Origin of the sequence: Priestia sp. FSL P4-0332 (assembly GCF_038005845.1) — a bacterium.
Taxonomy (GTDB): domain Bacteria; phylum Bacillota; class Bacilli; order Bacillales; family Bacillaceae_H; genus Priestia.
Map to the genome: position 1 here is coordinate 3043032 of NZ_JBBOUA010000001.1, position 24462 is coordinate 3067493.

Annotated in this window: 29 protein-coding genes and 2 riboswitches; of the genes, 16 read left to right on the forward strand and 13 right to left on the reverse strand. The window is 37.9% G+C overall.

The features are described 5' to 3' along the window. Window positions 1-14: 14 nt before the first annotated feature. From kdpF to MKY06_RS15495, 3 genes are all read right to left on the reverse strand, one after another. Window positions 15-95, reverse strand: coding sequence for a K(+)-transporting ATPase subunit F (kdpF, locus tag MKY06_RS30730; RefSeq protein ID WP_063611563.1), 81 nt, complete (start codon window positions 93-95; stop codon window positions 15-17). A 378-nt stretch (window positions 96-473) separates the two neighbouring features. Next, window positions 474-614: riboswitch (cyclic di-AMP (ydaO/yuaA leader) on the reverse strand. Between the two features lie 15 nt (window positions 615-629). Next, window positions 630-767, reverse strand: coding sequence for a hypothetical protein (locus MKY06_RS15490; protein ID WP_155660383.1), 138 nt, complete (start codon window positions 765-767; stop codon window positions 630-632). 72 nt (window positions 768-839) lie between these two features. Continuing rightward, window positions 840-982, reverse strand: a riboswitch (cyclic di-AMP (ydaO/yuaA leader). Between the two features lie 386 nt (window positions 983-1368). After that, window positions 1369-2436 carry an undecaprenyldiphospho-muramoylpentapeptide beta-N-acetylglucosaminyltransferase gene (locus tag MKY06_RS15495; protein ID WP_029322679.1) on the reverse strand — a complete coding sequence of 356 codons (1068 nt, stop codon included), beginning with the start codon at window positions 2434-2436 and terminating at the stop codon, window positions 1369-1371. Between the two features lie 177 nt (window positions 2437-2613). Here MKY06_RS15495 and MKY06_RS15500 point away from each other — a divergent pair, with 177 nt between their 5' ends. After that, a complete protein-coding gene (locus MKY06_RS15500; protein ID WP_029322681.1) occupies window positions 2614-2949 on the forward strand; it encodes a CHY zinc finger protein in 336 nt (111 codons plus the stop codon). 19 nt (window positions 2950-2968) lie between these two features. Here the strand turns inward: MKY06_RS15500 and MKY06_RS15505 are convergent, their stop codons facing one another. Next, complete coding sequence (locus MKY06_RS15505) at window positions 2969-3283, reverse strand: ArsR/SmtB family transcription factor (RefSeq protein WP_029322683.1); 315 nt, start codon at window positions 3281-3283, stop codon at window positions 2969-2971. A gap of 204 nt (window positions 3284-3487) precedes the next feature. Between MKY06_RS15505 and MKY06_RS15510 the strand changes: the two genes are divergently transcribed. The 4 genes from MKY06_RS15510 (at window position 3488) to MKY06_RS15525 (ending at window position 5865) form a co-directional block, all read left to right on the forward strand. After that, window positions 3488-3772, forward strand: coding sequence for a putative quinol monooxygenase (locus MKY06_RS15510; protein ID WP_013057729.1), 285 nt, complete (start codon window positions 3488-3490; stop codon window positions 3770-3772). Between the two features lie 29 nt (window positions 3773-3801). Next, a complete protein-coding gene (nfsA, locus tag MKY06_RS15515; RefSeq protein ID WP_013057730.1) occupies window positions 3802-4539 on the forward strand; it encodes an oxygen-insensitive NADPH nitroreductase in 738 nt (245 codons plus the stop codon). Window positions 4540-4631: 92 nt separating this feature from the next. Continuing rightward, window positions 4632-5069, forward strand: coding sequence for a hypothetical protein (locus MKY06_RS15520; protein WP_013057731.1), 438 nt, complete (start codon window positions 4632-4634; stop codon window positions 5067-5069). 115 nt (window positions 5070-5184) lie between these two features. Further along, entirely contained in the window at window positions 5185-5865 is a 681-nt protein-coding gene (locus MKY06_RS15525) for a DUF4397 domain-containing protein (RefSeq protein WP_029322686.1), read from the forward strand. A 34-nt stretch (window positions 5866-5899) separates the two neighbouring features. Here the strand turns inward: MKY06_RS15525 and MKY06_RS15530 are convergent, their stop codons facing one another. Then, on the reverse strand, window positions 5900-6433 hold the full coding sequence (locus MKY06_RS15530; RefSeq protein WP_013057733.1) for a GrpB family protein: 534 nt from the start codon (window positions 6431-6433) through the stop codon (window positions 5900-5902). 560 nt (window positions 6434-6993) lie between these two features. Here MKY06_RS15530 and MKY06_RS15535 point away from each other — a divergent pair. Then, a complete protein-coding gene (locus tag MKY06_RS15535) occupies window positions 6994-8514 on the forward strand; it encodes an SH3 domain-containing protein (protein ID WP_289915660.1) in 1521 nt (506 codons plus the stop codon). A gap of 29 nt (window positions 8515-8543) precedes the next feature. On the opposite strand, the gene rpsN is transcribed toward MKY06_RS15535, so the two are convergent. Continuing rightward, window positions 8544-8813 carry a 30S ribosomal protein S14 gene (gene rpsN / locus MKY06_RS15540; protein WP_013057735.1) on the reverse strand — a complete coding sequence of 90 codons (270 nt, stop codon included), beginning with the start codon at window positions 8811-8813 and terminating at the stop codon, window positions 8544-8546. 413 nt (window positions 8814-9226) lie between these two features. On the opposite strand from rpsN, the gene MKY06_RS15545 reads away from it, so the two are divergent. The 3 genes from MKY06_RS15545 to MKY06_RS15555 all read left to right on the forward strand — a co-directional run bounded on the left by MKY06_RS15545 (window position 9227) and on the right by MKY06_RS15555 (window position 11041). After that, a complete protein-coding gene (locus tag MKY06_RS15545; protein ID WP_013057736.1) occupies window positions 9227-9502 on the forward strand; it encodes an AbrB/MazE/SpoVT family DNA-binding domain-containing protein in 276 nt (91 codons plus the stop codon). 121 nt (window positions 9503-9623) lie between these two features. After that, on the forward strand, window positions 9624-10085 hold the full coding sequence (locus MKY06_RS15550; RefSeq protein WP_098288068.1) for a DinB family protein: 462 nt from the start codon (window positions 9624-9626) through the stop codon (window positions 10083-10085). Between the two features lie 188 nt (window positions 10086-10273). Next, window positions 10274-11041, forward strand: coding sequence for a class I SAM-dependent methyltransferase (locus MKY06_RS15555; protein ID WP_013057738.1), 768 nt, complete (start codon window positions 10274-10276; stop codon window positions 11039-11041). A 15-nt stretch (window positions 11042-11056) separates the two neighbouring features. Here MKY06_RS15555 and MKY06_RS15560 read toward each other — a convergent pair whose 3' ends face one another. After that, a complete protein-coding gene (locus tag MKY06_RS15560) occupies window positions 11057-11737 on the reverse strand; it encodes an FHA domain-containing protein (protein WP_013057739.1) in 681 nt (226 codons plus the stop codon). Window positions 11738-12055: 318 nt separating this feature from the next. Here MKY06_RS15560 and MKY06_RS15565 point away from each other — a divergent pair, with 318 nt between their 5' ends. Continuing rightward, window positions 12056-12190: a hypothetical protein gene (locus MKY06_RS15565; protein ID WP_013057740.1), complete on the forward strand. Its 135-nt coding sequence runs from the start codon at window positions 12056-12058 to the stop codon at window positions 12188-12190. A 58-nt stretch (window positions 12191-12248) separates the two neighbouring features. Here MKY06_RS15565 and cobT read toward each other — a convergent pair whose 3' ends face one another. Then, the gene (gene cobT, locus MKY06_RS15570) at window positions 12249-13286 is read right to left on the reverse strand and encodes a nicotinate-nucleotide--dimethylbenzimidazole phosphoribosyltransferase (RefSeq protein ID WP_289915676.1); all 1038 of its coding nucleotides are present in this window, start codon (window positions 13284-13286) and stop codon (window positions 12249-12251) included. A 162-nt stretch (window positions 13287-13448) separates the two neighbouring features. On the opposite strand from cobT, the gene MKY06_RS15575 reads away from it, so the two are divergent. Further along, window positions 13449-14315, forward strand: a complete 867-nt coding sequence (locus tag MKY06_RS15575) for a YitT family protein (RefSeq protein ID WP_013057742.1) — start codon at window positions 13449-13451, stop codon at window positions 14313-14315. Between the two features lie 67 nt (window positions 14316-14382). Then, entirely contained in the window at window positions 14383-14742 is a 360-nt protein-coding gene (locus MKY06_RS15580; RefSeq protein ID WP_289915683.1) for a hypothetical protein, read from the forward strand. A gap of 325 nt (window positions 14743-15067) precedes the next feature. On the opposite strand, the gene MKY06_RS15585 is transcribed toward MKY06_RS15580, so the two are convergent. Then, window positions 15068-15514 (reverse strand): GNAT family N-acetyltransferase, encoded by a 447-nt coding sequence (locus MKY06_RS15585; RefSeq protein ID WP_098277629.1) that lies wholly within the window; start codon window positions 15512-15514, stop codon window positions 15068-15070. 184 nt (window positions 15515-15698) lie between these two features. Next, on the reverse strand, window positions 15699-16868 hold the full coding sequence (locus MKY06_RS15590; RefSeq protein ID WP_289915687.1) for an MFS transporter: 1170 nt from the start codon (window positions 16866-16868) through the stop codon (window positions 15699-15701). Between the two features lie 348 nt (window positions 16869-17216). Between MKY06_RS15590 and MKY06_RS15595 the strand changes: the two genes are divergently transcribed. After that, window positions 17217-17780, forward strand: coding sequence for a YitT family protein (locus MKY06_RS15595; RefSeq protein ID WP_029322703.1), 564 nt, complete (start codon window positions 17217-17219; stop codon window positions 17778-17780). Window positions 17781-17808: 28 nt separating this feature from the next. Here MKY06_RS15595 and MKY06_RS15600 read toward each other — a convergent pair whose 3' ends face one another. Continuing rightward, window positions 17809-18693, reverse strand: a complete 885-nt coding sequence (locus tag MKY06_RS15600) for a diacylglycerol/lipid kinase family protein (RefSeq protein ID WP_025751162.1) — start codon at window positions 18691-18693, stop codon at window positions 17809-17811. 188 nt (window positions 18694-18881) lie between these two features. Between MKY06_RS15600 and MKY06_RS15605 the strand changes: the two genes are divergently transcribed. Beyond that, on the forward strand, window positions 18882-19346 hold the full coding sequence (locus MKY06_RS15605; protein WP_223260182.1) for a DUF4306 domain-containing protein: 465 nt from the start codon (window positions 18882-18884) through the stop codon (window positions 19344-19346). Window positions 19347-19401: 55 nt separating this feature from the next. Here the strand turns inward: MKY06_RS15605 and MKY06_RS15610 are convergent, their stop codons facing one another. Continuing rightward, window positions 19402-20505, reverse strand: a complete 1104-nt coding sequence (locus tag MKY06_RS15610) for a citrate synthase/methylcitrate synthase (protein WP_013057749.1) — start codon at window positions 20503-20505, stop codon at window positions 19402-19404. A gap of 408 nt (window positions 20506-20913) precedes the next feature. Between MKY06_RS15610 and MKY06_RS15615 the strand changes: the two genes are divergently transcribed. After that, window positions 20914-21828 (forward strand): LysR family transcriptional regulator, encoded by a 915-nt coding sequence (locus MKY06_RS15615; RefSeq protein ID WP_013057751.1) that lies wholly within the window; start codon window positions 20914-20916, stop codon window positions 21826-21828. A gap of 102 nt (window positions 21829-21930) precedes the next feature. Here the strand turns inward: MKY06_RS15615 and MKY06_RS15620 are convergent, their stop codons facing one another. Then, on the reverse strand, window positions 21931-22848 hold the full coding sequence (locus MKY06_RS15620) for a DMT family transporter (protein ID WP_029322707.1): 918 nt from the start codon (window positions 22846-22848) through the stop codon (window positions 21931-21933). A 144-nt stretch (window positions 22849-22992) separates the two neighbouring features. Here MKY06_RS15620 and pdxR point away from each other — a divergent pair, with 144 nt between their 5' ends. Further along, window positions 22993-24426, forward strand: coding sequence for a MocR-like pyridoxine biosynthesis transcription factor PdxR (gene pdxR, locus MKY06_RS15625; RefSeq protein WP_289915700.1), 1434 nt, complete (start codon window positions 22993-22995; stop codon window positions 24424-24426). The last annotated feature ends 36 nt before the right edge of the window (window positions 24427-24462 follow it).

Genomic DNA, 24462 nt, shown 5'->3' on the forward strand with positions numbered 1-24462 from the left:
TATTCCTCCGCTTATTAAAATTGTTCTGGATTTAACAGTACATATACTAAATAAATTAAAACGAGAACTGAAATACCTAACAAAATGAACGACATGTTCACTTCTCCTCTCTTTCGTCTACTACATGAGACGACCAGCAAATAATTCCGTACATAGCAGCTGTTAATATGGCAAGCGTTCCAAGCATGATTATATCCAAGTTGCTCCCTCCTAACTGTTTCTTACTACCCATGATTAAGCGTAGTGACTGTTTCTGTGCGTAAAGCATCACGCCCAAGTGAGCTAGCTGCGAAAGGTTATCTTTGATTGTTTAATCCTCACGTATTGTTGCTCTCGTTTTAAAAGCCCTACTATATCCTCTTTACGGTGCAGACATAACCTGCTCTCCTATTTTCCCCATTAAAAAAACCGCAGAAGAGAGTTCTCTTCCGCGGTTTAATGCACGACAAATAAGCCGTGATCGACACGAATTTTTTTACTCCCAAAACGCTTACGGAGTTAGCTGTCGGATTCGGGTTATGGAAGTAACCCTACTCAGTTAAGAGATTCACCCCTAGTACATACGTACAAAATATTGGGTCCCCCGCTCATAATTGATTAAGCGTATATTTGTTATTTAATTTTTAGACTTAATTATGGTTTTTACTGCTGCGTTTAAAACTTTGATTAGCTAACGTAGACAAATAGCGGTTTGCTAGATCAAAAGATTGCTGGTCGCACATTGCTCGGTATTCAATCAATTGAATCATTTGCTTAGATAAATGCATCTTGACGCTCCTTTCACCTATATTTTGAAAGGAGCGTACTATCCGCTGTTATAGAAAACGACCACGATTACACCATCCTCTCTCTTAACGCTTACGAAGTTAGCTGACGGGTTCGGGTCAAGAAAGTAACCCTACTCAATTAAGAGATTCACCCCTGATAATTGGGTCCTCCGCTCTTTCCTTCTCTTTCAGAAAAGACTCAGCGTTTCACAGTGGAACGTTTCATGAGAGTAATCTTACTCCTGTTAAAATTTACTGTCAACAACATTTTTTGAAATTTTAAAAGCTTTATTTTTCTATGTATATTCATTATTTTAAAATAATAGATTCGAAGAAAAAAAGGTTGTGACTGAATGTAGCCCATCTAAAGATGAACAAATGGGATACATGAGCTGAACCGCTTGTGACACCGCAGTTGATTTCTGTGCAAGACTTCGCTTTCCGCAGGAGGCTTCTTCTTGCCCTCCAATCAACTGCTAGAAGGATCTGAACAGGTGAAACCTACGTTCACTTTAACAAAAAAAACGAACCACTAATCAAACACCTTGATCAATGGTTCGTTTTTCACTTCGGCTAAAGTACGTTTGTCCCAGCCTTTTTTTTAACTCATTTTCTCAATTTCATTTACAAGAATTGAAATGGCATCCGTTTTTGTTGCTTCACGCATTGTACGCTTCATCGTACTTGCCTGCTGCTGAAGCTCATTTACTTCCCGCAAAAACACTTCTTTTGTTAACTGTTCTTCTTCCACAACCATACAGTAGCCTTTTTTCTTAAAGGACTGTGCATTTAAAATTTGATCTCCGCGGCTTTGTGCTTTTGACAAAGGAATAATCATCATCGGTTTATGAAGGGCTAAAAACTCAAAGATAGCATTTGATCCGCCGCGTGTAATCACATAATCAGTGGCCGCTAGAACATCTGGAAGCTGTTCATTTACATATTCTAACTGACGGTAGCCCGACTCTTTTTCAAGGCTTGTATCAACATTGCCTTTTCCGCACAGGTGTACAATTTGAAATTTCTTTTGCAGTTCAGGCAAGGACTCTCGAACAATTTCATTGATGCGACGTGCTCCTAAACTTCCGCCCATAATGGTTAAAATTGGGCGCTTATCATAAAAGCGAAGCCAGCTTTCCCCGTTCGCTGCGCTTCCGCTAAATAATTCTTTTCGAATAGGTGAACCAACAACCTGCACTTTTTCTTTTGGAAAATAGTTTGCCGCTTCATCAAAAGAAGTGAAAACTTTAGTGGCAAATTTCTGCGCAATTTTATTTGCCAGTCCCGGTGTTAAATCACTTTCATGAATGAACACGGGAATGTTTAGCGATTTAGCAGCCATTACAACAGGAACTGTGACAAAACCGCCTTTTGAAAACACAAGAGAAGGCTTTAACTTTTTCAGCACGCGACGTGCATCGCCAACTCCTTTTGCTACTCGAAATACATCTTTTACATTTTCCATATCTACGTATCGACGCAGCTTCCCGCTTGAAATCGCATGATATGGAACGTTTAATTTTGTAATTAATTCTTTCTCAATACCATTGTGAGAACCGACATAATGGATATCCCATTTTTCACTGTCTAATTCTTTCATAATGGCAATGTTTGGTGTTACGTGTCCAGCTGTTCCGCCTCCGGTAAAAACGATAACTTGCTTACTCATTTTTTCTTCCTCTCTTTACTTCACTTAATCGATCTGTTTTGACATCAATTTTTATCTGATCTTTTTAGCATGCAATCTGACATGTAAAACGATGGTTTTATTATAGCATTTTTCTTTTTACATATGTATGATAAGGCGTATAAAAGCATGCTATACTTTTCATAGGGAGTGATGATAATGAACAAATCTGTACCTGCAGTAAAAGGTGATACGGTGGATTCCGAAACGCGCTGTACGCACTATCATACAGCTAAAGATATTATCGCAATAAAATTTTATTGCTGTAATACATATTATCCATGCTATCAATGTCATAACGGACATGCTGATCATGATATTAAAAGGTGGCCAAAAGCTATGTTTAATAAAAAAGCTATTCTTTGCGGAGTATGTAAACATGAGCTATCAATTAATGAATACTTAACCTGTAACTCGACTTGCCCTCACTGTCGTTCTTCTTTTAATCCCGGGTGCAGCCTGCATGCACACATTTATTTTGAACAAAAAAGCTGAACAAAACATCGTTCAGCTTTTAAAATAATTGCTCATCTATATTTATAATGGAAGGAAGCAGACCTGGGAACAATTCCTCAAGATCTTCTAAACGCAAGGAATAATAGTGCTGCGTACCTTCTATACGTAGTTTGATAATTCCAGCTTCGCGAAGTACTTTAATATGATGTGATAGCGTTGATTTTGATACATTTAATTTTTGATAATACGAACAGGTCTGCTCCTTTCTTGTCGCTAAACACTGTACAATTCGCAGCCGGTTAGGATCACTCAACGCATGTAAAATAGGCGTTAATTTAATTTCAGATTTCGGTGGTTGATAAGGTTTTCTCATGCTTAAAATATAACACAGCTTCTTTTGTGTATCAATGTTCGATAACTTTCGAACTAAATTCCTTGCACTGTTATTTAATCGGTGTTATAGTTTCATTGTTCGATGATATTCGAACTTATCTTCATTTTAATCGTAAATTGAATGAAAGATTAAAAACAAAACAAATAATATAAAGCACCATCATTATTAAAGGAGGAATCACCCATGATTCATTTACAAGCTTCAATGAAAGTTAACCCAGCAAAAAGAGAAGAATTTTTAGAAAACGTACAAGAACTAATTAAGCATTCTTTACAAGAAGAAGGAAACAGCAACTATCAACTATTTGAAGATGCTTTTACACCTAACACATTTATGATGATTGAAGAGTGGAAAAGCGAAGAAGCAATTCAAGCACACAATAAATCAGCTCACTTCCAAAGTTTTGTAGCATTTGCTCAAACTGGCGTACTTGTAGCACCTTTAGATGTAAAAACATTACAAGGTTAATCATAACTTCTTTGAAAGGATGACGCATCATGAATGAAGCAATTCGTACAATTCAAGATCATCGTTCTATCCGTCAGTATACAGACGAAGCAGTAAGTGACGAACATTTAGATACGATTATTCAATCTGCTCAGTCAGCCGCTTCTTCTATTAATGGACAGCAAGTAACTATTATTAGCGTCCAAGATAAAGAAAAGAAGAAAAAACTTTCAGAGCTTGCCGGCAACCAAGCGTGGATTGACCAAGCTCCTCTATTTTTAATCTTTTGTGCAGATTTTAATCGTGCTAAGATTGCAGCTGAACTTAACGATGCCCCTCTTGGCGTAACCGATGGGCTTGAATCAATTTTAGTCGGGGCAACTGATGCTGGAATTTCTTTAGAAGCCGCAACAGTTGCAGCAGAATCACTCGGTTTAGGTACAGTCCCAATCGGAGGAATTCGCAGAAAGCCGCTAGAAGTCATTGAACTGCTCGATTTACCGGAATACGTATTCCCAGTAAGCGGTCTTGTGGTTGGACATCCGTCAGATCATTCTGCGAAAAAGCCTCGATTGCCACAAGCTGCTGTGCACCATCGTGAAAGCTATAATCACGACTTGAAGTCATTGATTCAAGACTATGATGCTGAAATGGCAGAGTATATGAAAAAGAGAACAAACGGTGCTGATGACCGCAACTGGTCACAAACTGTATCAGCTATTTACAAAACCATTTATTATCCAGAAGTTCGAGCGATGCTTGAAAAACAAGGATTTAAATTCGAATAACCAAAAGCTGCGATGAACATCGCAGCTTTTTTATCTACTTTAACAGCGTGCTGAATAGACTAAAAGTAATACTCAATAAATGAGGTGTTGATATGGAGTTTATTTTAATTTGTAATTTTCTTTTAAGTGCAACCGCAGCGTTTTTATTGGTGCCGGCTTTTACAAAAAAGCACACACTTCACGTAACTTTACTTTCTCTCCTTTTCCTCCTTTCGATTGTCCCGACTTTTCTTCTCGCTAATCCACATATCGGCGTTTTGCCTTGGGCTATTCGAGACGGTCTTCTATTGTTCGCCGCTTTCCTTTTCTTTTATTTAACCTTCACTTTAAACAGATGGAAAAAGCTTTTGTTTTTTCTTCTATTTTTACTGTCGATTGCTCCTCTTTCCTACGTCGTATATGACGACTTCACGCATACGTATATAGATGCCAATATTGGGCTTGGCCTAGGCTTTTTATTGACATGGCTCTTAACAGCTCTGTACAATATTTTGGCTATTCTTCGATTTTTTCGTCAGAAATCTCAGTAAACATATCAAAAGTTAACAAACAAACGAATAGTTGATTTTATTTAGTGTACGCTAACAACTGCACAGTCCTTCTCTTTACATAAAGCTGTGTATACTAAAAAAGGAGTGATACTTGATGAAACGACTATTCGTAATGGCAGCAGTGATTACCTTCTTGGCACTTAGCCGCATGTTAGTATTTGCCGCTGAAACACCTCCTGCTGCAGATGAGCGAACAGCTCAAAATGCAGAAGTTCGCATCGTTCATGCTTCACCGGATGCTCCGGCTGTAGACATTTTTGTGGATGACAAAGCTTTAGTAGAAGGAGCAAAGTTTAAAGATGTCTCCAACTCCTTGCCTTTGTCAGCCGGTTCTCATAAAGTAGAAGTATACGAAGCGAAGACAAAAGGAACAAAAGATTCCATCATCGAAGCTACCCTTGTTGTAGACGGTGGAAAATCGTATACAGTGGCCGCTGTAAATAAAGCGGAAAATCTTGAACTACAGGCTTTCACGAATAATAAGCAAGGAATGGATGGAAAAGCAAGCTTACGTGTTGCTCATTTATCTCCTGATGCTCCTGCGGTAAACGTAGGTCCTAAAGGTGCTGCTCCTTTATTTAAAGATCTGTCTTTTAAAAGCATTTCAGGTTATCAAGTAGTAAATCCGGGTTCGTATGATCTATCTGTTTCCACAGCAGATGGAAAAGAAATACTAAGTCTTCCTGGAACAAATCTTCAAAGCGGTAAAAACTATACGGTTCTCGCAGTAAATACTGCTGACAAGCTTGAGACCATTGTTTTACAAGATAATTAATTAAAAAACGTCATTTCAATTGAAATGACGTTTTTTATAGACTGCGCTGAATGAATTCTTCTTTTTTGTACTCATAGGTAGAAATATCGTTCCACAATCGTTTTGAAAGCTCGTATTTCATACCTTCATATTTTTTTCTAGCACGTTCGCTCGAGCGTAACTGCTCCCTGAAATTAATTCGTTCGTTCCAGTAAGGAGATTCACTGACCGTTACATACACATGACTTCTTCTAGCATCATGTGGAATGAGCCTACGGGCATTTTTAGCTGTCATAATTGGAGGATAGTGTGCAGCTGGAACGCCTTCTTTTAATAAGACAAACATCTCTTTTTCCGCTACATATACGTGAGATTTATTTTTTAATATAGCCCGCACTTCATTTATGTCTTCTTCGCGTTTGACTCCGATTAAAATATCAACGATTGGTGAACCTGCCAATCCTGGAACGGACGTGCTTCCAATATGTTCGATGTCTACTGAAAAGTCTTTTAGTGTATTAAGCAACGCTTCTTTTTCCATTTGATACAAAAGCGACCACTTTGTTTCATACTGAACAATCTTTCGCATATCAGTTTCCACCCTTTCACTTTTTTATACTGTATCATGTTTCAAAATAAAAAGAAAGAATTTTCTAACTATTTACTTTTAGTTTATGCTACGAGCTTTACAGCAATATAGACAGGCTTTTTATTATTTTATATATTTTTGTTATTTTTATTCTAAATGTTTCATAATTGTGGATGTTTCCTCCTCCAAAAGATAGATACGATTTTATCTGCTATCTCTCCTCTATCCTATTCACATCCGGCTGCTTTATACTATTTTACATTTTTTCTAGTATAAAACACGTCCTCAAAATGTCGATAAACAAAGGACTAAATGCTTTTAATATCTCTATATTCCACCTTTAACATAATTATATTTTACATTAATGTAAAATTTTATCGGTAAGGATGGCAGATAGTTCAAATTCATTATACAATTGAATTTCGACATATAGTATGATGGATAATATCGGTATTATGATATAATAGTAGATTTCACTCAAAATTTTGGACTATTTGCCGATATATGCTTTGTATACCAATAACCTTATGTTGAAATTTGTAATTTGCAAGGAGGAAAAAATGAGTAAAAAACATGTCATGTACACAGCCGTTTCTTCTGTTCTTTTAAGCTCTTCATTGCTTTTGCACTCAATTGATGCAGATGCAGCTGAATCGGCCAAAGTAACTGCTACATCGTTAAATGTACGTGCAACGCCTAGTACAAGCGGTGCTATCGTTGGAAAAATAACGAAGGGAAACACCGTTGATATAGTAGATGAAAGCAAAGGATGGGCTAAAATTACCTATAGCGGTAAAGAAGCTTGGATTTCATCTCAATACATAAATAAAACGCAAACAAACAGTACGTCTACCGCAAATTCGACATCGAAGTCAGCGGTCGTTAATGCGAGCTCATTAAACGTTCGTTCTTCTGCAAGCACAAGCGCATCCATCGTGACAAACTTACCGCGCAATTCAAAAGTAACGGTGGTAAAAGTAAGCGGATCTTGGTCGCAGGTTAAAACGGCATCGGGTCAAACCGGCTGGGTGGCGAGTCAGTATTTACAAGCAGGCTCTACTTCTTCTGCGCCAGCTAAAGATTCTGGGTCTACGTCATCACAGTCAGCGGTCGTTAATGCCAGTTCATTGAACGTGCGCTCTTCTGCAAGCACAAGCGCGTCCATCGTAACGAACTTATCGCGCAATTCAAAAGTAACGGTGGTAAAAGTAAGCGGATCTTGGTCGCAGATTAAAACGGCATCGGGTCAAACCGGCTGGGTGGCGAGTCAGTATCTAAAAGCTGATTCTGGACAGTCTTCACAACCAGCCCAGTCGATTCAAATTACAAAAGCTTCAAATTTGCGCAGTCAGCCTAGCTTAAGTGCGGGAATCATTCGTGTAGCAAAAGCAGGTGAACGATTCAAAAAAGTAGGCGAAACGAATGACTGGGTGCAAATTCAGTACTCTGCAAGTCAAACAGCATGGGTGTCAAAAGGGTTAACAGCTGCGGCTGGTTCTACAACTTCAGCTAGTTTGCCTTCCTCATCTGCTGCTTTAAAAGATAAAATTATTGTAGTAGACGCTGGGCACGGCGGATATGATCCTGGCACTTCAGGCAAGTCATCGATTGAGAAAAATTTAGCGTTAACAACAGCAAAACTTGTGGCAAGCCGCCTAGCTAATTCTGGAGCAAATGTATTTATGACGCGTTCAAACGATACTTTTATCTCACTAAGCGGACGAGTGAACGTTAGTGAAGCAAAGCATGCAGATGCATTTATCAGCATTCACTATAACGCTTCTACTTCATCTTCTGCAAACGGCATCGCATCATTTTATTACAGTGAAGCCAAAGATAAAGAATTAGCAAAATACATTCAAGAAAGCATGGCTGAAAACGCGCCTTCTATGAAGGATATGGGGGTTCGTTTTGGAGATTATTATGTTACTCGAGAAAACAACCAGCGTGCTGTACTTCTTGAACTAGGCTTTTTATCAAATGCTCACGATGAGCAAATTGTTTCTTCTAACGCGTATCAGCAGCAAATATCTACAGGTATTTACCAAGGAATTGCTCGATATTTTGCAGCTAATAAATAATAAAAGCCCTCATAATGAGGGCTTTTATACTACCAGCTTGCTTTTTTAACACCTGGAATTTGTCCTTTGTAGGCCAATTCCCTAAAAGCGATGCGTGACATTTCAAATTTTCTAAGATAGCCTCGCGGACGACCGGTAACACGGCAGCGATTATTTAAGCGGGTTGGTGAAGAATCTCTAGGCAATTTTTTTAACGCTTCGTAATCTCCTTTTTCCTTCAGCTCTTGGCGTAATTGCGCATATCTCGCTACCATCTCTTGACGCTTTTGTTCTTTCACAACTTTTGATTTTTTAGCCAAACTCTTTGTCATCCTTTCGTTTTATCAATTTTTTATTTGAAATACGTAATCATTACGATTTAATTATTTTGAGCAAGTTACTTTTTAGATTTAATCATATTTTCTTCATTTTTTCAACTTGTTTGCTTCCACGCTTACATGTAGCCTACCCCCAGGCTGCTGCATAAACATAAAAAAAATGGTATGTCAAATGTAATTAATTCCTGCATCTCCTATATCATACAAAGAGCCCTACATATTCCATATTGTAGGAGGATTTGTATTTACAGATAATATTTCAATAATATTACAGTTCATTTACATATTAATAACTTCGACAAATTTAGCGGTTATCTAGTATATAATCATCTTAGAAATTCCAAAAATAATATTTTGCGTACTCAATAAAATATAAAAGTAAAGGTGATTAAAAAATGAAATCGACTGGTATTGTAAGAAAAGTAGATGATTTAGGTCGTATCGTAATTCCTAAAGAGTTAAGACGTGTTCTTGAAATAGATGTAAAAGATCCTGTTGAAATTTTTGTCGAAACAGATCGAATTATTTTAAAGAAATATGAGCCGAACGGTGCTTGTGCGATTACTGGCGAAGTATCTTCTGACAACGTAACAATCGCAGATGGCAAATTAACTTTAAGCCGCGAAGGTATGGAGTTATTACTTGAAGAGTTAAAACAACGTAATTTCTAATAAAAAGAAAAGCAGCTGCTCACATGCAGCTGTTTTTCTTTTTGTTAAAGTTTTTTCTTCGCTTTCTGAGTTTCAGATGCTATACTCAGAAGCGAAATACATAATAAAGGAGCCTTTCATCATGACAGTTGAACAAATTACTCATCACTTTTTAGCACATCGAAACGTAACTAATGAATTAATCAACAAAATTGAAGCAGGTCACTACGAATACAAGCCTGCCCCGACATCTATGTCCGCTTTTGACTTATCTACGCATATTTTAACATCTTTTTATGCATTTGCATCAGTGGTAAAATCCGGTGATTTATCTCCACTTGGTCAAAAAGCTGATTTTAGCGGTAAATCATTATCGGACCTTGCAGCTGAATATACGCAAAAAACAGTAGACGTATTACGTTCACTTAGCGAAGATGATTTAAACAAAGCAATTGACACCACTGCAGCGTTTGGAAGAAAGCTTCCCGGAAGTCAACTCTTACAAATGGCCATTGACCATGAAATTCATCATAAAGGAAATTTATACGTCTACGTACGTGAGATGGGTCATACAGATCTTCCTCTATTTGTTCAGTTTGGTTAATGATTATAAAATAGTTCGTGCTTGTAAGCGCCCAAGCTAGAAGTTTGGTGCGCTTTTTCTTTGCAGTTTTCGCCATAATAAGTAAGATATATGGTATAATTCTATCAATAACTTCATATCTACTATTCAAAGCTTGTTTCTTCTTATAAAACGATAGTCATCATCTTTTACAAAGGAGGAATCACTTCATGAGTCAAACTGTTAATCAACAAAAAATTGCTCAAGTGTATCATCTTCCGTTTGTTTCTTCATTTGGAGGAAGTGCTATGAACCTTCTTTCTCCTCAAGCTGGCGAACATATTTTAGATATTGGCTGCGGCACTGGCGAATTTATTTCGCAGCTCAATAAGCTTCATGTCCGTGCAACGGGCATCGATTGCTCTGAAAATATGATTGAACAGGCTCGTCATCAGTACCCAACTTTATCCTTTGAACAGTTAAATGCCCTTAACCTTCCTTATTACGAACAATTTGACGCAGTTTTTTCAAATGCAACTTTACACGACATCCGTCCCCCTCACCTTGTCATTAAAAACATTTACAATGCTTTAAAACCAAATGGCCGATTTGTAGCAGAATTTTGGGGAAAAGGAAACATGGACGAAATTTTCACAGAAATCATTCGTCAATTTAAAACGTTTGATATCCCTTATAACGATGTAGATTTCCCATGGTACTTTCCTTCTGTAGCTGAATATTCTTCTCTTTTGGAATCACAGAATTTTCAAGTCACCACGGCTATTCACTACAGCCGTCCCTTCTTGTTAAAAGGGGAAAACGGCTTGCGTAATTGGCTGGAAACAAATGCAGCCCCTCTTTTTGCTCACGTGACGACAGAAACAAAAAATGTCCTCATTACGCGCTTAGAAAATCGAATGCAAGATAAACTATTTCAAAATGGATCTTGGCTAGCAGAAGCTAAACATATACGTGTACATGCTGTAAAACGAGATTAAAAAATGGACGTGATTCTATTCACGTCCATTTTCGTTAAAGTGCAGCCAATATCCTTTTCCTCGAATCACTTCGATTTCTAAATATGTTCCTATTTTTTTGCGAACCCGGTAAATCAGCGCATTCAGCTCTTCCGCTGCTACTAGAATTTCTCCATTTGACTCTACTCGTTCAGGCCAAACGCTTTTTTTTAATGCTTCTTTTGAAACAAATTGATTGTTGTATTCTAGAAGATAAGCTAAGCACGCGTATTCTTTATCTGACAGAATATACGTTTCCTCTTTTATTTTTACTTTCTGCAAAATTGGATCTAATGTGTAAAATGGCTTATTTATTTGTTTTAGCAAAGGTCCTAAATCGAGGGTTGCATCCATATCATCATTTCTAAATACTAAAGCTGCCTCTTCATTTGCTAAGGTAATGACATCCTGCTCTTTCAATAAACGAGGGGTTCCAGGCTGTAACTCTTCTCCGTTTACTTTTGTCCCGTGTTTACTAAACAAGTCTGTAATGAAAAAGGCATTGCTTTCGTACGTTACTTCAAAATGCTTGCGCGAAATGTAAGCACTTTGAAAGGCCAGATAAGGCTCCCATTCTTCACTGCTTCGTCCGATAATACAGGCTTTATCTTTTGGAATAGGCACGGAAGCTCCTTCATAAAAAGGAGCTCCGTTCCGAATAATCAACATACCGTTCATTGTTTGCTCACACTCTTTTTTAAAATTTTCTGACTCTTATCATGTAATTATAACACTCACATTTATTGAGATTTCTTCCAACTTTGGATAACATCATAGTATAGTCAGTTATATGATAAAGGTTGTTGCCATGTAAGTAAACCTTTAGAGCAGTCCTTTTCTAACTGAAAAAATACGTATTCTTTGCCCTGCTGTAATGGGGATACAATTTTTTTGTAAAATAATTTGGTTTTTAGTAACTTTGACATATGTTCTCTCTTTTTAAAGCGGAGTAAAATAGGAAAATACGTGAAATATTTACATAATGGAGGAAGACCAATGGGACGTTTGCCAAAAGATAGAGAAATTCAAGCGATTAAACGACGCGTTGCACTGGTATTGTTAATTATTGGATCATTTATTTTAACAGGTGCTAGCTTTAGCATTTATTGGTTTATGATGTTAAAAATATAAGATTTTTTTATAAAATAAAGAAAAAAGACATGGTTTTGTTTCCATGTCTTTTTTAGGTTTATTCTTTCTCAGACACTCCAGCAGATTGAAACGTAGCCATATTGGCAATCATCAGTGAAGCCGAGTGCAGCAGCGGAAATGTAACAGCAGCTCCACTTCCCTCACCTAAACGAAGATTGAGGTTGAGGAGCGGTTTCTTGCCAAGAAGCTTCATTGCACACGCATGGCCTTGTTCAACAGATTCGTGACTAGCAAACATATAGTCTCTTGCTTGTGTATTGATTTTTGTTGCTAGAAGGGCTGCAACTGTACAAATAAAACCATCTACTAAAATAGGAATACGGTGAGCAGCTGCCGCCAGCATAGCACCTGTCATCCCGGCAATTTCAAGACCCCCTATTTTACTAATAATATCAATCGGATCCTGAGGGTTAATGTGCCTGTTTTGCAGCGCTTCTTCAATCACGTTCACTTTGTGGCGCAGTTGTTCATCAGAAATCCCTGTGCCCATTCCCGCAAGCTTAGAGACTTTTTCTCCTGTCAATACAGCTAAAATAGCCGTGCTTGACGTAGTATTTCCGATGCCCATTTCTCCTACAATCAAACATTTAATTCCTTGGGCAATAAGCTCTTCAGCTTCTTCATATCCGACTTGAACAGCTAGTTCTGCCTCACTGCGCGTCATCGCGTCTTCTTTATAAAAACTTGCTGTCCCCAGCTTCACTTTGCGTTGTACAAGGTCCTTATGGGAAAGGTCAGAAGCAATGCCGATGTCAATCAGTTTGAACTGTGCATCTATTTGCTGACTAAACACGTTAATAGCTGCTCCTCCCTGCAAAAAATTCAGCGCCATTTGTGCCGTTACGTCTTGCGGATAAGCTGAAACTCCTTCTTTTACAATTCCATGATCGCCTGCAAAAACGAGGACTCCTGGCGGCGTGACTGTCGGAAAAACTTCCCCGGTCATGGCCGCTAATTCCACTGCTATTTCTTCGAGTCTTCCAAGGCTTCCTATCGGTTTGGTTAATGTATCAATATAGCGTGCCGCTTTTTCGCCAGCGCTTGTTTGAAGCGCTGGAATATAAACGTTTATCATATGTACAGCTCCTTTATTTCAGCAAATGTCTACCGTTTAATTTAACAGGATTTTGTTTATTCTGGCTAGTCTTTTTTAAAGTAGATAATTGGATAGAGTTCCCAAGACTTAGTTATACTAGTAAGAGTTGCGTATAGGCAGTATTTTGAAAGGAAAGATTTTATGACAACGAAACAGCACAAAAAGGAAAAGGCAGGTCGGCTCATTTATCGCTACATTATGATGTTAATTGGGGCTTCCTTGGCTGCCGTTTCTATCGAATTATTTTTAGTCCCAAATTCCGTAATTGATGGCGGTATTATCGGTATTTCTCTAATTTTAGTTTACTTAACGAAATTGCCGTTCAGTCTTCTTATCATCATCTTTAATCTCCCTTTTTTATATAGTGGATACAAACAAATTGGTCGTAACTTCTGCTTTTCATCTATGTTTGCAGTTGTTGCTTTATCCATTGTAGAATCTCAATTGCACCATGTTCCAGCTGTAACATCTGAACCGCTTCTTGCTACTGTATTTGGCGGGCTACTGTTAGGAGCAGGTGTAGGAACGGTCATTCGTCACGGCGGAGCGTTAGACGGAACTGAGATTTTAGGTATTTTGTTAACAAAAAAAATCCCGTTTTCTGTGGGCGAATTTGTGATGTTTTTAAATATCTTCATTTTTGCTTGGGCAGGGTTTGTGCTAGGTTGGGAACAGGCCATGTACTCGATCCTTACGTACTATATTGCTTCTAAAACAATCGATGCGATTATTCAGGGTCTTGATGAAACAAAAGCAGCCTTTATTGTTTCAAATCACTACGAAGAGCTGTCAGATGCTATTACACATCGTCTAGGACGCGGCGTTACAAAGCTTTACGGTAAAGGCGGATTTGAAGGTACAGAAAAAGAAGTCATATACGTAGTTGTGACGCGTTTAGAAATTACCAAGCTTAAAACCATTATTTCCGAAATAGATCCGCATGCATTTACAACCATTATGGATACCCAAGAAGCGCATGGCGGCAAATTCAAATCAGCCATCCACTAACTTATACATAAGCGTGGATTTCTTTGAGCATGCTAATAGCTGACTACCCGTAAAGGAGCTCACCATAATGAAAGAACAAATGTCCAACTTATTTCACCAATTAAAACAGTCGGTTTCCGATGTATCTGATAAGTTATATGACAAAGTACATACGCTGCAATCATCACCAGGAGTGAGTGCGTTTGAACTGTATGAATGGATTAAAGAAAACCCAAGCACAAGCGTACAAAAGCAAACGCTGCTCGGGATGTCGTACTCTTTCTATACACTCCACGTAGACGGCGTTTTTTTCTATATGGAAACGAAATATGATTATTTACTTTACATGACTATTTATAGTCCAACACGTCATTATTTCACCTATCAATCTTACAGAGATTCTTTATCAACAGTGACTCCCTTGACGTTTCCTATTCTTAAATCATAAAAAGCTCCTCAATCGAGGAGCTTTCTTTATATGGTTATCTTCCTTTTCGGACTTTAAAGATAAACAGCGCAAGTAAAAAACCGCTCGTTGCAGTTACTATTTTCCACGCGTTTAAGATTGGATTTTTTTTCAAGGTCCTGCTCCTTCCTTGCGGCTATACTAAAAATAGGATGGCCGCCTTTCAAACAGCTAGTCCAACTTCCCCCTACTATTGATACGATCATCTAACATATAGCCCACCGACATTTTCATCAATTTCACTTTTCATACTATAACATATTTTTGCCATTTAGTAGAAGTCTTAAAAGTAAAAGCTGCACTTCTCTTAAAAAAAACGGTATTGAACCCCTGCATTTTCTTTACCGTTCATTTTTTGATAAAGGTTTTGAGCAACTTTATTTTCACTGCTGCACTCAGCGGTCATACCTGCAAACCCATACTTTTGAGAATAGGCAAGGCAGATCTTAAACAAACGTTCACCAATTTTATTTCCTCTGTTTAAAGGAGATACGTACAAGTCTTTTAAGATGGCTGTTTCTTTAAAATAATAGGTGCTCCACGATACGTACACCGTCGCAAAACCTACTAGTTTCCCTTCCAATTCAGCAACAAACTGGATACCATAGGAAGGATTATTCAATAAGCGCTTAATATGTAAAGTTAAAGCTTTCCGGGAAGGGGCAGGCTGCTCACAGAATTTTACTATATATTCTTGCATTAACGTAGCCAGTCGCTCTCGATCAGTTTCAACCGCCTGTCGAATGACAACCATTTAATCACTCCTTTTAGCTCAACGCTCTTAACATAATTCGATAACCATACTTTTTTTCCTTTCGTTTTCGTGAAAAGCTCCCTACTTTTACACAAGGGATATTTAAAGCAAACAACCTTATACGGCTTATGGTTGAGGAGAGAAAATACAATGTTTTAAAAAAGGTTGCAAATAGCAACCTTTTTTAGTTAGCAAGCGCATAATTTCGTAAGAATAAACCTACACAGCCGCTGATTACAATCAGTCCTCCTGCTGTTAGAAACGCCGCCGTCACATTTAGCGAAGCAACAGCTCCAAGCAGCAGCACCGAAAGCCCAAACGTCACATATGAAACGCTAAGCGTAGCGGAAAGTACCTTAGAAAGCTTTTCTAAAGGAACGGCCGTTTGTGTAAGCGTGTAAGAACACGTAGCGCTTATTTGAAGGGCAATACCAATAGCAAAACTAAGTAAAAGTGAAAGAAAAGGAGCAGGCATCACTCCGAACAATAATGTAAAGAAACCTGATAAAAGACTGCCTAATGTTACGATATGATAAAGACTTTTCTCTTGTTCAACTGAAATCTTCAACAAAACGAAACCTCCAAGAACCGTTCCAACAAAAAAACTGCTGTTGATATATCCCCACCAAGCTTCATTTTTATTTAATATCTCTTTCACAAACACGTAGACAATTGCTGATGCCCAAACGCCGGCAGCCATCCCTTCTAAAACCTCCATGACTAATAAAACCCGCAGGCGCGGATAATGCCAAATTAGCTTCCATCCCTCTTTTAACCCTTGTTTTTGCTTCGTTTTAGAAGAATGAGCGTTAATGCGAATGGACTGCATAAATACGATTGACAAACTGAATAACGAAAATGACAGCCATAAAAGGCCAGTAGCATCCCAGCTAATGATCAGAAAGCTTCCAAGCGGATAGGCTGCAATTTGAATCGTTTGATCGGTGACATTAAACATACTGTTCCATTTCAACAGCTTCTCTTTATCTACTAACTGAGGAAGCATAGAGCTTTGAACCGGAGCTGCCCACCCATCGAAAAAAGCAATAAGCGCCACGCAGCACAGCATGCTGATAAGCGACATATGCCACAAGAAAAGCATAGACAAAACACTGGTTTTTAACAGCTGAGACACAACAAGAATACGCTTAGCCCTGTAGCGATCTATAAGAAAAGGCACAGTAAAACTGCTCAAAAACTTAGCAGTCGTAATGGTAAACGGAATGCATGAAAGCAGCACGGGAGAACTATTTTGAGCATAAAGAATGCTGATTAACGCAACAATATATAATACATCTGCTAAATTGGCTTGACTTTGACCAAACCATAAAAAAATTACGGAACGATTTTTCACGACAATCCCTCTTTCTTTTTAGTATGACTGAAAAGAAAGAGAATCCTACACGTAATCAACCCCTTTATATAGCGGCTTGCTTTTATCGACTTATTACAATCGTATGCTTTTTACCGAACACAACTTTTTTATATATTAAAAATACAAACAGTTAAACAGTATCGTAAAAAATCAAGAAATTGTCGTGAAAACGAAGTTAGATTAACTATAGAATATCAGAGTTATAGAATCAATACTTTTTACATAATTTTCTTTTTACTTCTAAATAACCCAAGCTTGCCATATATATAGATGAACGATTACTCCTATTAAAATTTAACGTATAGGGTGAGGAATATTTTTTCGAGAGTGGTTTCGATTTGCTGTGGCAGCTTATTAATTGGACTAGGGCTAAACGGATTTATTGCTCCGTATCACTTACTAGACGGTGGACTTATAGGATTTGGGCTTATCGTATATTATGTGTTTGGAACTCCTATCGGAATGTCCATTTTCTTTTTGAACGTACCTGTCTATTTATATGCTTTTTTTCGTCATCGTCAAAACTTTTTTTATGGAAGTATAGGTTTATTTGTTTCTTTTTTTATGACAGAATGGCTGTCTATTCTCGAAGGCACGCTGGAGCTTCCTTTGCTCTTTAGCTCACTGCTTGGAGGCGCACTCGTAGGAATGGGAATAGGACTGATGCTTCGCTACGGCATCAGTTCGGACGGGCTTGATTTAATTGCCATTATTGTATCAAAAAAATGGAAAATCAATATAGGAATAACCATTTTTATCTTAGACAGTACGATTATGATAGTGGGCTTACATATTATCGGATTTACTGCTTTTTGCTACTCCATGCTTGTTATTACGATGAGCAGCATAATGATTATGCTCTTTACTTCTCCGCGATGGCTGTCTTCATAAAAAAAACGCTGGAACTTCCAGCGTTTTTTTATCTGTTTCCGACTATCATATTTATGTGATTGTGGAGAACCGTAATCGTTGAAGGTGTCGTCGTTTCTTTTTCTCCATCACAATCTACCGTTTTTTCAGGAGTAGTTTCAATATGAACTTCTTTTGCACGAAAATGCATAAGGTTGCTTTCAGGGTTAAGCTGTTCCTCATCAGGGCTTGTTTGTAACCATGCCATAACCGGCTCGATTCCCATTTCTTTAATAACGAATACATCTAATAATCCGTCTTGAAATGAGCTGTTTCCTAGCATAGCGCGAGTTCCTCCTAAAAAGGGACCGTTTCCAATTAACACCATAACAGCTTCTCCTTCATAGGAAGCTTTTTCGCTCGTCATTTTTAATTGAAAAGGCTCTGCTTGATTTAAAGTTCTACCTACGCTCATGTAATAAGAGAGCTTACCAAATTTCTCTTTATTTTCTTCTAAAATATTTTCAGATACATCAGCTACGAGGCCGATTCCCCAAAAGTTTAAAAAATAATCTTCGCCATGTTTTCCAACATCCACTGCCTCCGTCTGCTTTTCTATAATTTGCTCCACCGCTTTTAAAGGATTTTGATTCATTCCAATTGCACGCGAAAAGTCGTTGCACGTTCCTCCAGGTAAAATAGCAAATACAGGACGTTGCTGCAGCGGAGCAAGAGCGTTGATGAGCTCATAAATTGTCCCGTCTCCTCCTGCTCCAATAATGACATCCGCTTTGCCTTCCAATTTTCTTACCAGATCGGCACCATCTCCAGGTTGCTCTGTTTTATATAAAGTAACCGTCTCAAATGCAGTGTTTAACCGATCACATATAAAGTCAATTTCATTTACTAATTTTTTGTTTCCTGCGTTTGGATTCAAAATCACTGCTGCTTTCATCTTTCTCTCTCCTCTATTCATATCTTCCGTTTCACTTTTTTTCCCTTTCTCTTTAAAAAACAAACCTTTTCAAATATGAACGTTTTATGAAACCATTCCAATAGTACTTTTTTTACTTTCAAAACCTGCTATAATAATTTTCGGACTTGTATTAACAAAAGATGGTTATTGAGAGGAGCTTTCTATACGTGTCAATAAAATGCATGACGCAGCTATTTGCAAGTTGTTTTGTTTTTTTACTTTCCTCAGTCGCTACTTGGTATAACGGCTCTTCGATGCTTGAAGGACCTTTATCAGCTAGTTTGACCGGAGGGCTAACAAAGTCCTCGGCGGTTCATCACTATTCTCACATCGATTATTTGTTATATACAATTAAATTCCACCCTCAGTTTCCAATTATGATGATGGTGAGCGGAATTTATTTGATTGTATTACTATCTATTATTGGCTTCAAAAAGCGTTATGGATTGATTAGTTCCTGCTGTTTATGTATCACAGCTCTCTTATGCTACAGCAGCTATAAACTTTCACATACCCCTACCGAAGGTGAGCACGCCATGATTACCTCTAGCTTAGCTGCAGCAAGTTTATGCTTAGCAGTCGGATTATTCTATTTATTAAAGCGATTTTATTCTCAAAAAGAATATATTTAACCATATGAAAAAAACGTCGGATCTACCGACGTTTTTTATGTGAAACCGAGTTTATTTATTGATTTTGTTCAACTGGCGTATAACCTATATACGCAGACTGAGGTCGGTAAATACGATTATTTTCTGACTGCTCTACGACATGAGCTGTCCAGCCAACTACACGGCTTGCTGTGAAGGTTGGTGTGAACAGTTCAGACGGAAGCTCAACCGCTTTCATAACCGCTGCAGCGAAATATTCTACATTGGTATAAATGCCTCGACCCGGCTTGTATTCATTGAGTAATTCAATGGTTTTATCTTCAATTTTAACAATTAAATCAAATAGCCCGTTGTCTCCTGAGATTTGTTTCGATACTTCTTTTAATGCTTCTGCTCTTGGGTCATGTGTACGATAAACGCGATGACCAAATCCCATAATTTTCTCTTTATTATCTAATTTTTTACGAACCCAAGGCTCAATATTCTCTTCACTTCCAATTTCATCAAACATGGTAATAACACCAGAAGGAGCTCCTCCGTGAAGCGGACCTTTCATCGCGCCAATTGCTCCGCAAATAGCTGAAACCATGTCAGATTCGGTAGATGAAATAACGCGTGATGAGAAGGTTGAGGCGTTCATCCCATGTTCAATTGTCAAAACAAAATATGCGTTCAGCGCAGTAACCAAACTTTGATCTGGAATTTCCCCGTTAATCATATATAAATAGTTTGCTACATGATCCAAATGCTCGTTAGGTTCTACTACTTCTAAATCATTCATTTTACGATACCAATAGGCAATAATGGTAGGTGTTACCGCTGTAATCGCAAGCGCCTGCTCTTTTGTCGGAGGCCAGCTGTATGAAGGGTCTCCTAATGCTGAGATACATGTGCGAAGCGCGCTCATCACTTCTGTATCTTTTGGCAAACAGTCCATTAACGCAACAATATTAGCTGGAAGCGTACGATGAGTCACCATTTTTTGTTTAAATGCTTTTAACTCATCATGATTTGGCAGCGTGCCGTTCCAAATTAAATAAGAAACTTCTTCAAAAGAATAATTGATCGCCAAATCTTTTGCCCAATATCCGCGATAAATCAGCTGACCTTTCTCTCCATCAACATGCCCTACTTTTGTTTCAGCTGCAATGATTCCTTCTAGTCCTTTAACGTATGTCATCTCAACCACTCCCCCAATTATTTTTAACAAACAGGCCTTTTTTCTATGTACGGCTCGTTTGCAGAATGAATAGACTCACCTTAGTGGTGCACTATACCATTTTATTCCTCTTTCTTAATTGTCAGAACAGTATACAAAATGAACATTTCAACACTTGTTATTTCTGCGCTCGCGGCTTTGTTTTACGGGAGAAAAAAATATTTTTCTAGGATTTTCTTCGAGGGTTCTTTTTTGTTAACGCTTACAAACATGCGGGTTTCTAACGTATTTAGAGGAATTTGATGTACTATTTTTAGATGAATCCCTATTCACTTCCTTATGTAAGAGTTTACATTTATTTGAATCATAAGTAAAATAGATAAATAGAATAAATAGTATGAAAACTAAGAATACTAGTGAGGAGAATTTATGGATATTCGAGAACTGCAACATTTCATGGAAGTAGTTAATCAAAAAAGTTTCACGAAAGCAGCAGCTGCAATTCACTTGTCTCAGCCAGCATTAAGTAAAATTGTAAAGAAACTAGAAGAAGAACTCGGCGTAGATCTTTTTGATCGCTCTACTCGAAAGCTGACGTTAACCGATGCAGGACAGATTGTGTATGGGCAAAGCCAAAAGCTGGTATCCACTCTTCACGAGCTGCATGCTCTGTTAGATGATTTACGGAATCTGCCTACAGGAGATATTAAAGTAGGAATTCCTCCTTTAGTAGGGACTGTTGTTTTCCCGATGATTGCAAAAAACTTTACATCAAAACATCCTCAGGTGAAATTAGAGCTTGTGGAGCTTGGCGCAAAGCGAATTGTCGAACTTGTAGAAAACGAACAAGTAGACCTTGGCATTATCGTGTTGCCTATTCAAAACCCTCTTTTTCACATCTATCCGTTTATTGAAGAAGAGTTTAATTTATACATTCATCATGAGCATCCGCTGGCAGCTAAATCAATTGTTGCTTTGAGCGAGCTTAGAGAAGAGCCGTTTGTTCTGTTCAGCAAAGATTTCTCTCTTCATGATCGCATTATTCATGAGTGCATTCAAGCGGGTTTTCATCCAAAAATAGCGTACGAAAGTTCTCAATGGGATTTGATTATTGAACTAGTTGCTTCTGAATTAGGTATTGCTATTTTACCAAAGTCCGTGTTTCCGAAAATCAATAATCCCTTTATTAAAAGTATTCCAATTGCCGCCCCTACTCCAATGTGGGAGCTCGGGATCATTTTGAAAAAAGATCGCTATATGTCATATGCTACACGAGAACTTTTGTCCTTTCTCGTCGACCAAGATATCATTTTACCGTCTCATACAATGTCAGCAAACTCTTAACAAAAAAGCCTCTTCTTTCATTAGGAAGAGGTTTTTAGTCATCTTTGATATCTTCTTTGTCATCCCATTGACTAAAAACAAGTCAGCAAATGGCGACTTGTTTTACAGCTGCTTTTTGAATAGCACACCTTTTTTAAAATGTACTCCCAAAGCTTCACGATTGGCCATAAACACTCCTATTAAAATAAGAAGGCCTCCGCCAATAATAGAAGGCGTGATAGCTTCATTTAAGACTACATAACCGATTAACACCGCGATTAAAGGAGATACATACAACCACGTAGATGGAAAAACCGGATTTGTTTGGGCTATTAGCCAATAATATAAGCCGTGTCCAGCAATTGAACCAACAAAAATTAAATATACAATAGACCATACTGCGTTCCAAGGCATAATAGTGGAAACATGGATCTGCTCTGTACATAAAGATAGCACCAGTAGAAATATTCCCCCGTAAAACATTTGAATACCGTTAATTAAAAACGGTGATACTTCTTTTAGTTTATTTAACAAAGCTTTCGAATAATTGCTGCCTATGCCGTAAAATACCTCTCCTACTATGATAATGATACACCCTAACGTCCGCGAATAAGACATAGTGGCTGTCACATTTGGAAGTGAAATGCAAATAACACCGGTAAAAGCCAGAAGCAAAGCGAATAACTGCTCTTTTTTTAATTCCATTTTTCTTTGCATCACTTGAATAAGCAATATCATCATTGGACCAGTAGCAGATAAAACTGCTGCAAGACCCGATGTCACATGTTGTTCTGCCCAATAGAGTGTTGAAAATGTCATAAAGGTCAAACAAAACCCTACCATCATCACTTTTTTTGAAAGTAATAACGAGCGTCGAACGTCTTTTTTATATGCAAAGTACGAGATTACTAATATTCCTGCTAAAAGAAAGCGAGTTCCAGCTGAGAAAAGTGGAGGCATTCCTGCTTCAATCCCTAATTTAATAGTTAAGAATGTCGTGCCGAAAATAAAACAGATAAGTACGTAATTAATAATAATCATATATCTTCCTCCTTTAAACATGCCACGAGTATAAAAGAAAGGAAGTATAACAGTAAAACCTTGACTATAACAGTTGCTGTTTTTCCAGTTGCGCCCATGCTTATTTTGAGGTTAACTAAAGAAAAAGAATAGTTAGGTGACACAATGAGATTTAATGTACATAAAAAATCTTCTACCCCCATTTATCAGCAAATCTATGAGCAGATTCGTTATCGCATCCAAACGAGCATGATAAAACCTGGTGATCAGCTCCCTTCTTTACGCAAGCTATCACAAGAGTTAGAAATAAGCTTATTAACGGTACGAAAATCGTATCAGCTCTTACAAAAATCAGGATTAATCGTAATACAGTCAGGAAAAGGAGCTTTTGTTAAAGGGGTTACTAAACGTTCTTCCAAGGTATTAAATAATTTTTCATGGCAAGATGAATTAAACGTAAATATCACGCGCTCTCAGTATAGCTTAAATCGTGATCGTAAATATTATGATTTCTCTCAGGCTATTCTTTTCCCTCGTCTCCTTCCTAATCAGTTTTTAGCGCAAGAAATGCAAAGTCTGTTACGTACCGATGAGCTTGTTTTAGCCACATATGGTCCAATTCAAGGAGATCGTGAGCTTCGCATAGAGCTTTCTTCTTATTTACAGAGAGAGCAAGGAATAAAAGCTGATCCTCATGAAATCATGATTACAAGTGGCGCTCAGCAAGGTATTGATTTAATTGCTCAAACGCTTTTAAAGCCAGGGGATACGGTTATAGTAGAGAGTCCATGCTACGGAGCTGCAATTGATGTCTTCACCAATAAAGGTGTTAACGTCATTTCAATTGAACTAGATGAAGAAGGAATACAATCTGATTTAGTAGAAGAAGTCTGCCAAAAAATAAAGCCTTCGCTTTTGTACGTAAACCCTTCTTTTCAAAACCCTACAGGTATACTAATGAGCAGACAGCGCCGCAAAGAACTAGTTGATTTGGCCGAATTGTATCACTTTTTTATTGTTGAAGATGATTCGTTTGGAGAGATTTATTTCGATGATATATCAGTGCCTCCACCGATAAAAACGTTTGATAAAAATGGGCATGTTTTGTTCTTGAAGGGGTTTAGTAAAACTTTGGCTCCAGGACTTCGAATTGGATTACTTTATGCACAAGGTTCTGTATTTGATTGGCTATATGCGGTTAAAGCATTGATGGATATTGGTAGTCCCTTACTAACTCAAAAAGCTGTGCTAGCTTTCTTACGCACTGAGCGAATGAAACAGCATATGGAAAAGCTGAGGATCGCTTTGCAATTGAGAAGAGATCATGCAAGCGACCTGCTTTCGCCTCTTTCCGACTACGTTCAATTCCAAGTCCCTAAAGGAGGCTTCAACTTATGGTTAAAACTGCCGCAAAATGTAAACACATTCGCATTATTAAAAAAAGCCCAGGAGCATAATGTTTGCTTTTTACCTGGTGAAGCTTGTTTCGTTCACAAACCTCCTCATGCTTACATTCGAATAAGCTATTCCCTTCTTAGTGATACTGATTTGAACATTGGACTTCAACGTCTTAATGCTATCCTTTCAGCTGAAATATAAAAAGAATGTTTAATTGTAAGCGAAGAAGTGTATACA

What these genes read in the sequence shown, in the direction of transcription:
- MKY06_RS15530 (WP_013057733.1), bottom strand. Translation starts at nt 6,433, where the DNA reads ATGCGAAAGATTGTTCAGTATGAAACAAAGTGGTCGCTTTTGTATCAA.
- MKY06_RS15620 (WP_029322707.1), bottom strand. Translation starts at nt 22,848, where the DNA reads ATGATTATTATTAATTACGTACTTATCTGTTTTATTTTCGGCACGACA.
- MKY06_RS15575 (WP_013057742.1), top strand. Translation starts at nt 13,449, where the DNA reads ATGACAACGAAACAGCACAAAAAGGAAAAGGCAGGTCGGCTCATTTAT.
- MKY06_RS15520 (WP_013057731.1), top strand. Translation starts at nt 4,632, where the DNA reads ATGGAGTTTATTTTAATTTGTAATTTTCTTTTAAGTGCAACCGCAGCG.
- cobT (WP_289915676.1), bottom strand. Translation starts at nt 13,286, where the DNA reads ATGATAAACGTTTATATTCCAGCGCTTCAAACAAGCGCTGGCGAAAAA.
- MKY06_RS15615 (WP_013057751.1), top strand. Translation starts at nt 20,914, where the DNA reads ATGGATATTCGAGAACTGCAACATTTCATGGAAGTAGTTAATCAAAAA.
- MKY06_RS15600 (WP_025751162.1), bottom strand. Translation starts at nt 18,693, where the DNA reads ATGAAAGCAGCAGTGATTTTGAATCCAAACGCAGGAAACAAAAAATTA.
- MKY06_RS15510 (WP_013057729.1), top strand. Translation starts at nt 3,488, where the DNA reads ATGATTCATTTACAAGCTTCAATGAAAGTTAACCCAGCAAAAAGAGAA.
- MKY06_RS15610 (WP_013057749.1), bottom strand. Translation starts at nt 20,505, where the DNA reads ATGACATACGTTAAAGGACTAGAAGGAATCATTGCAGCTGAAACAAAA.
- MKY06_RS15560 (WP_013057739.1), bottom strand. Translation starts at nt 11,737, where the DNA reads ATGAACGGTATGTTGATTATTCGGAACGGAGCTCCTTTTTATGAAGGA.
- MKY06_RS15555 (WP_013057738.1), top strand. Translation starts at nt 10,274, where the DNA reads ATGAGTCAAACTGTTAATCAACAAAAAATTGCTCAAGTGTATCATCTT.
- MKY06_RS15525 (WP_029322686.1), top strand. Translation starts at nt 5,185, where the DNA reads ATGAAACGACTATTCGTAATGGCAGCAGTGATTACCTTCTTGGCACTT.
- MKY06_RS15580 (WP_289915683.1), top strand. Translation starts at nt 14,383, where the DNA reads ATGAAAGAACAAATGTCCAACTTATTTCACCAATTAAAACAGTCGGTT.
- MKY06_RS15495 (WP_029322679.1), bottom strand. Translation starts at nt 2,436, where the DNA reads ATGAGTAAGCAAGTTATCGTTTTTACCGGAGGCGGAACAGCTGGACAC.
- nfsA (WP_013057730.1), top strand. Translation starts at nt 3,802, where the DNA reads ATGAATGAAGCAATTCGTACAATTCAAGATCATCGTTCTATCCGTCAG.
- MKY06_RS15550 (WP_098288068.1), top strand. Translation starts at nt 9,624, where the DNA reads ATGACAGTTGAACAAATTACTCATCACTTTTTAGCACATCGAAACGTA.
- kdpF (WP_063611563.1), bottom strand. Translation starts at nt 95, where the DNA reads ATGTCGTTCATTTTGTTAGGTATTTCAGTTCTCGTTTTAATTTATTTA.
- MKY06_RS15545 (WP_013057736.1), top strand. Translation starts at nt 9,227, where the DNA reads ATGAAATCGACTGGTATTGTAAGAAAAGTAGATGATTTAGGTCGTATC.
- MKY06_RS15505 (WP_029322683.1), bottom strand. Translation starts at nt 3,283, where the DNA reads ATGAGAAAACCTTATCAACCACCGAAATCTGAAATTAAATTAACGCCT.
- pdxR (WP_289915700.1), top strand. Translation starts at nt 22,993, where the DNA reads ATGAGATTTAATGTACATAAAAAATCTTCTACCCCCATTTATCAGCAA.
- MKY06_RS15490 (WP_155660383.1), bottom strand. Translation starts at nt 767, where the DNA reads ATGCATTTATCTAAGCAAATGATTCAATTGATTGAATACCGAGCAATG.
- MKY06_RS15535 (WP_289915660.1), top strand. Translation starts at nt 6,994, where the DNA reads ATGAGTAAAAAACATGTCATGTACACAGCCGTTTCTTCTGTTCTTTTA.
- MKY06_RS15585 (WP_098277629.1), bottom strand. Translation starts at nt 15,514, where the DNA reads ATGGTTGTCATTCGACAGGCGGTTGAAACTGATCGAGAGCGACTGGCT.
- MKY06_RS15500 (WP_029322681.1), top strand. Translation starts at nt 2,614, where the DNA reads ATGAACAAATCTGTACCTGCAGTAAAAGGTGATACGGTGGATTCCGAA.
- MKY06_RS15565 (WP_013057740.1), top strand. Translation starts at nt 12,056, where the DNA reads ATGGGACGTTTGCCAAAAGATAGAGAAATTCAAGCGATTAAACGACGC.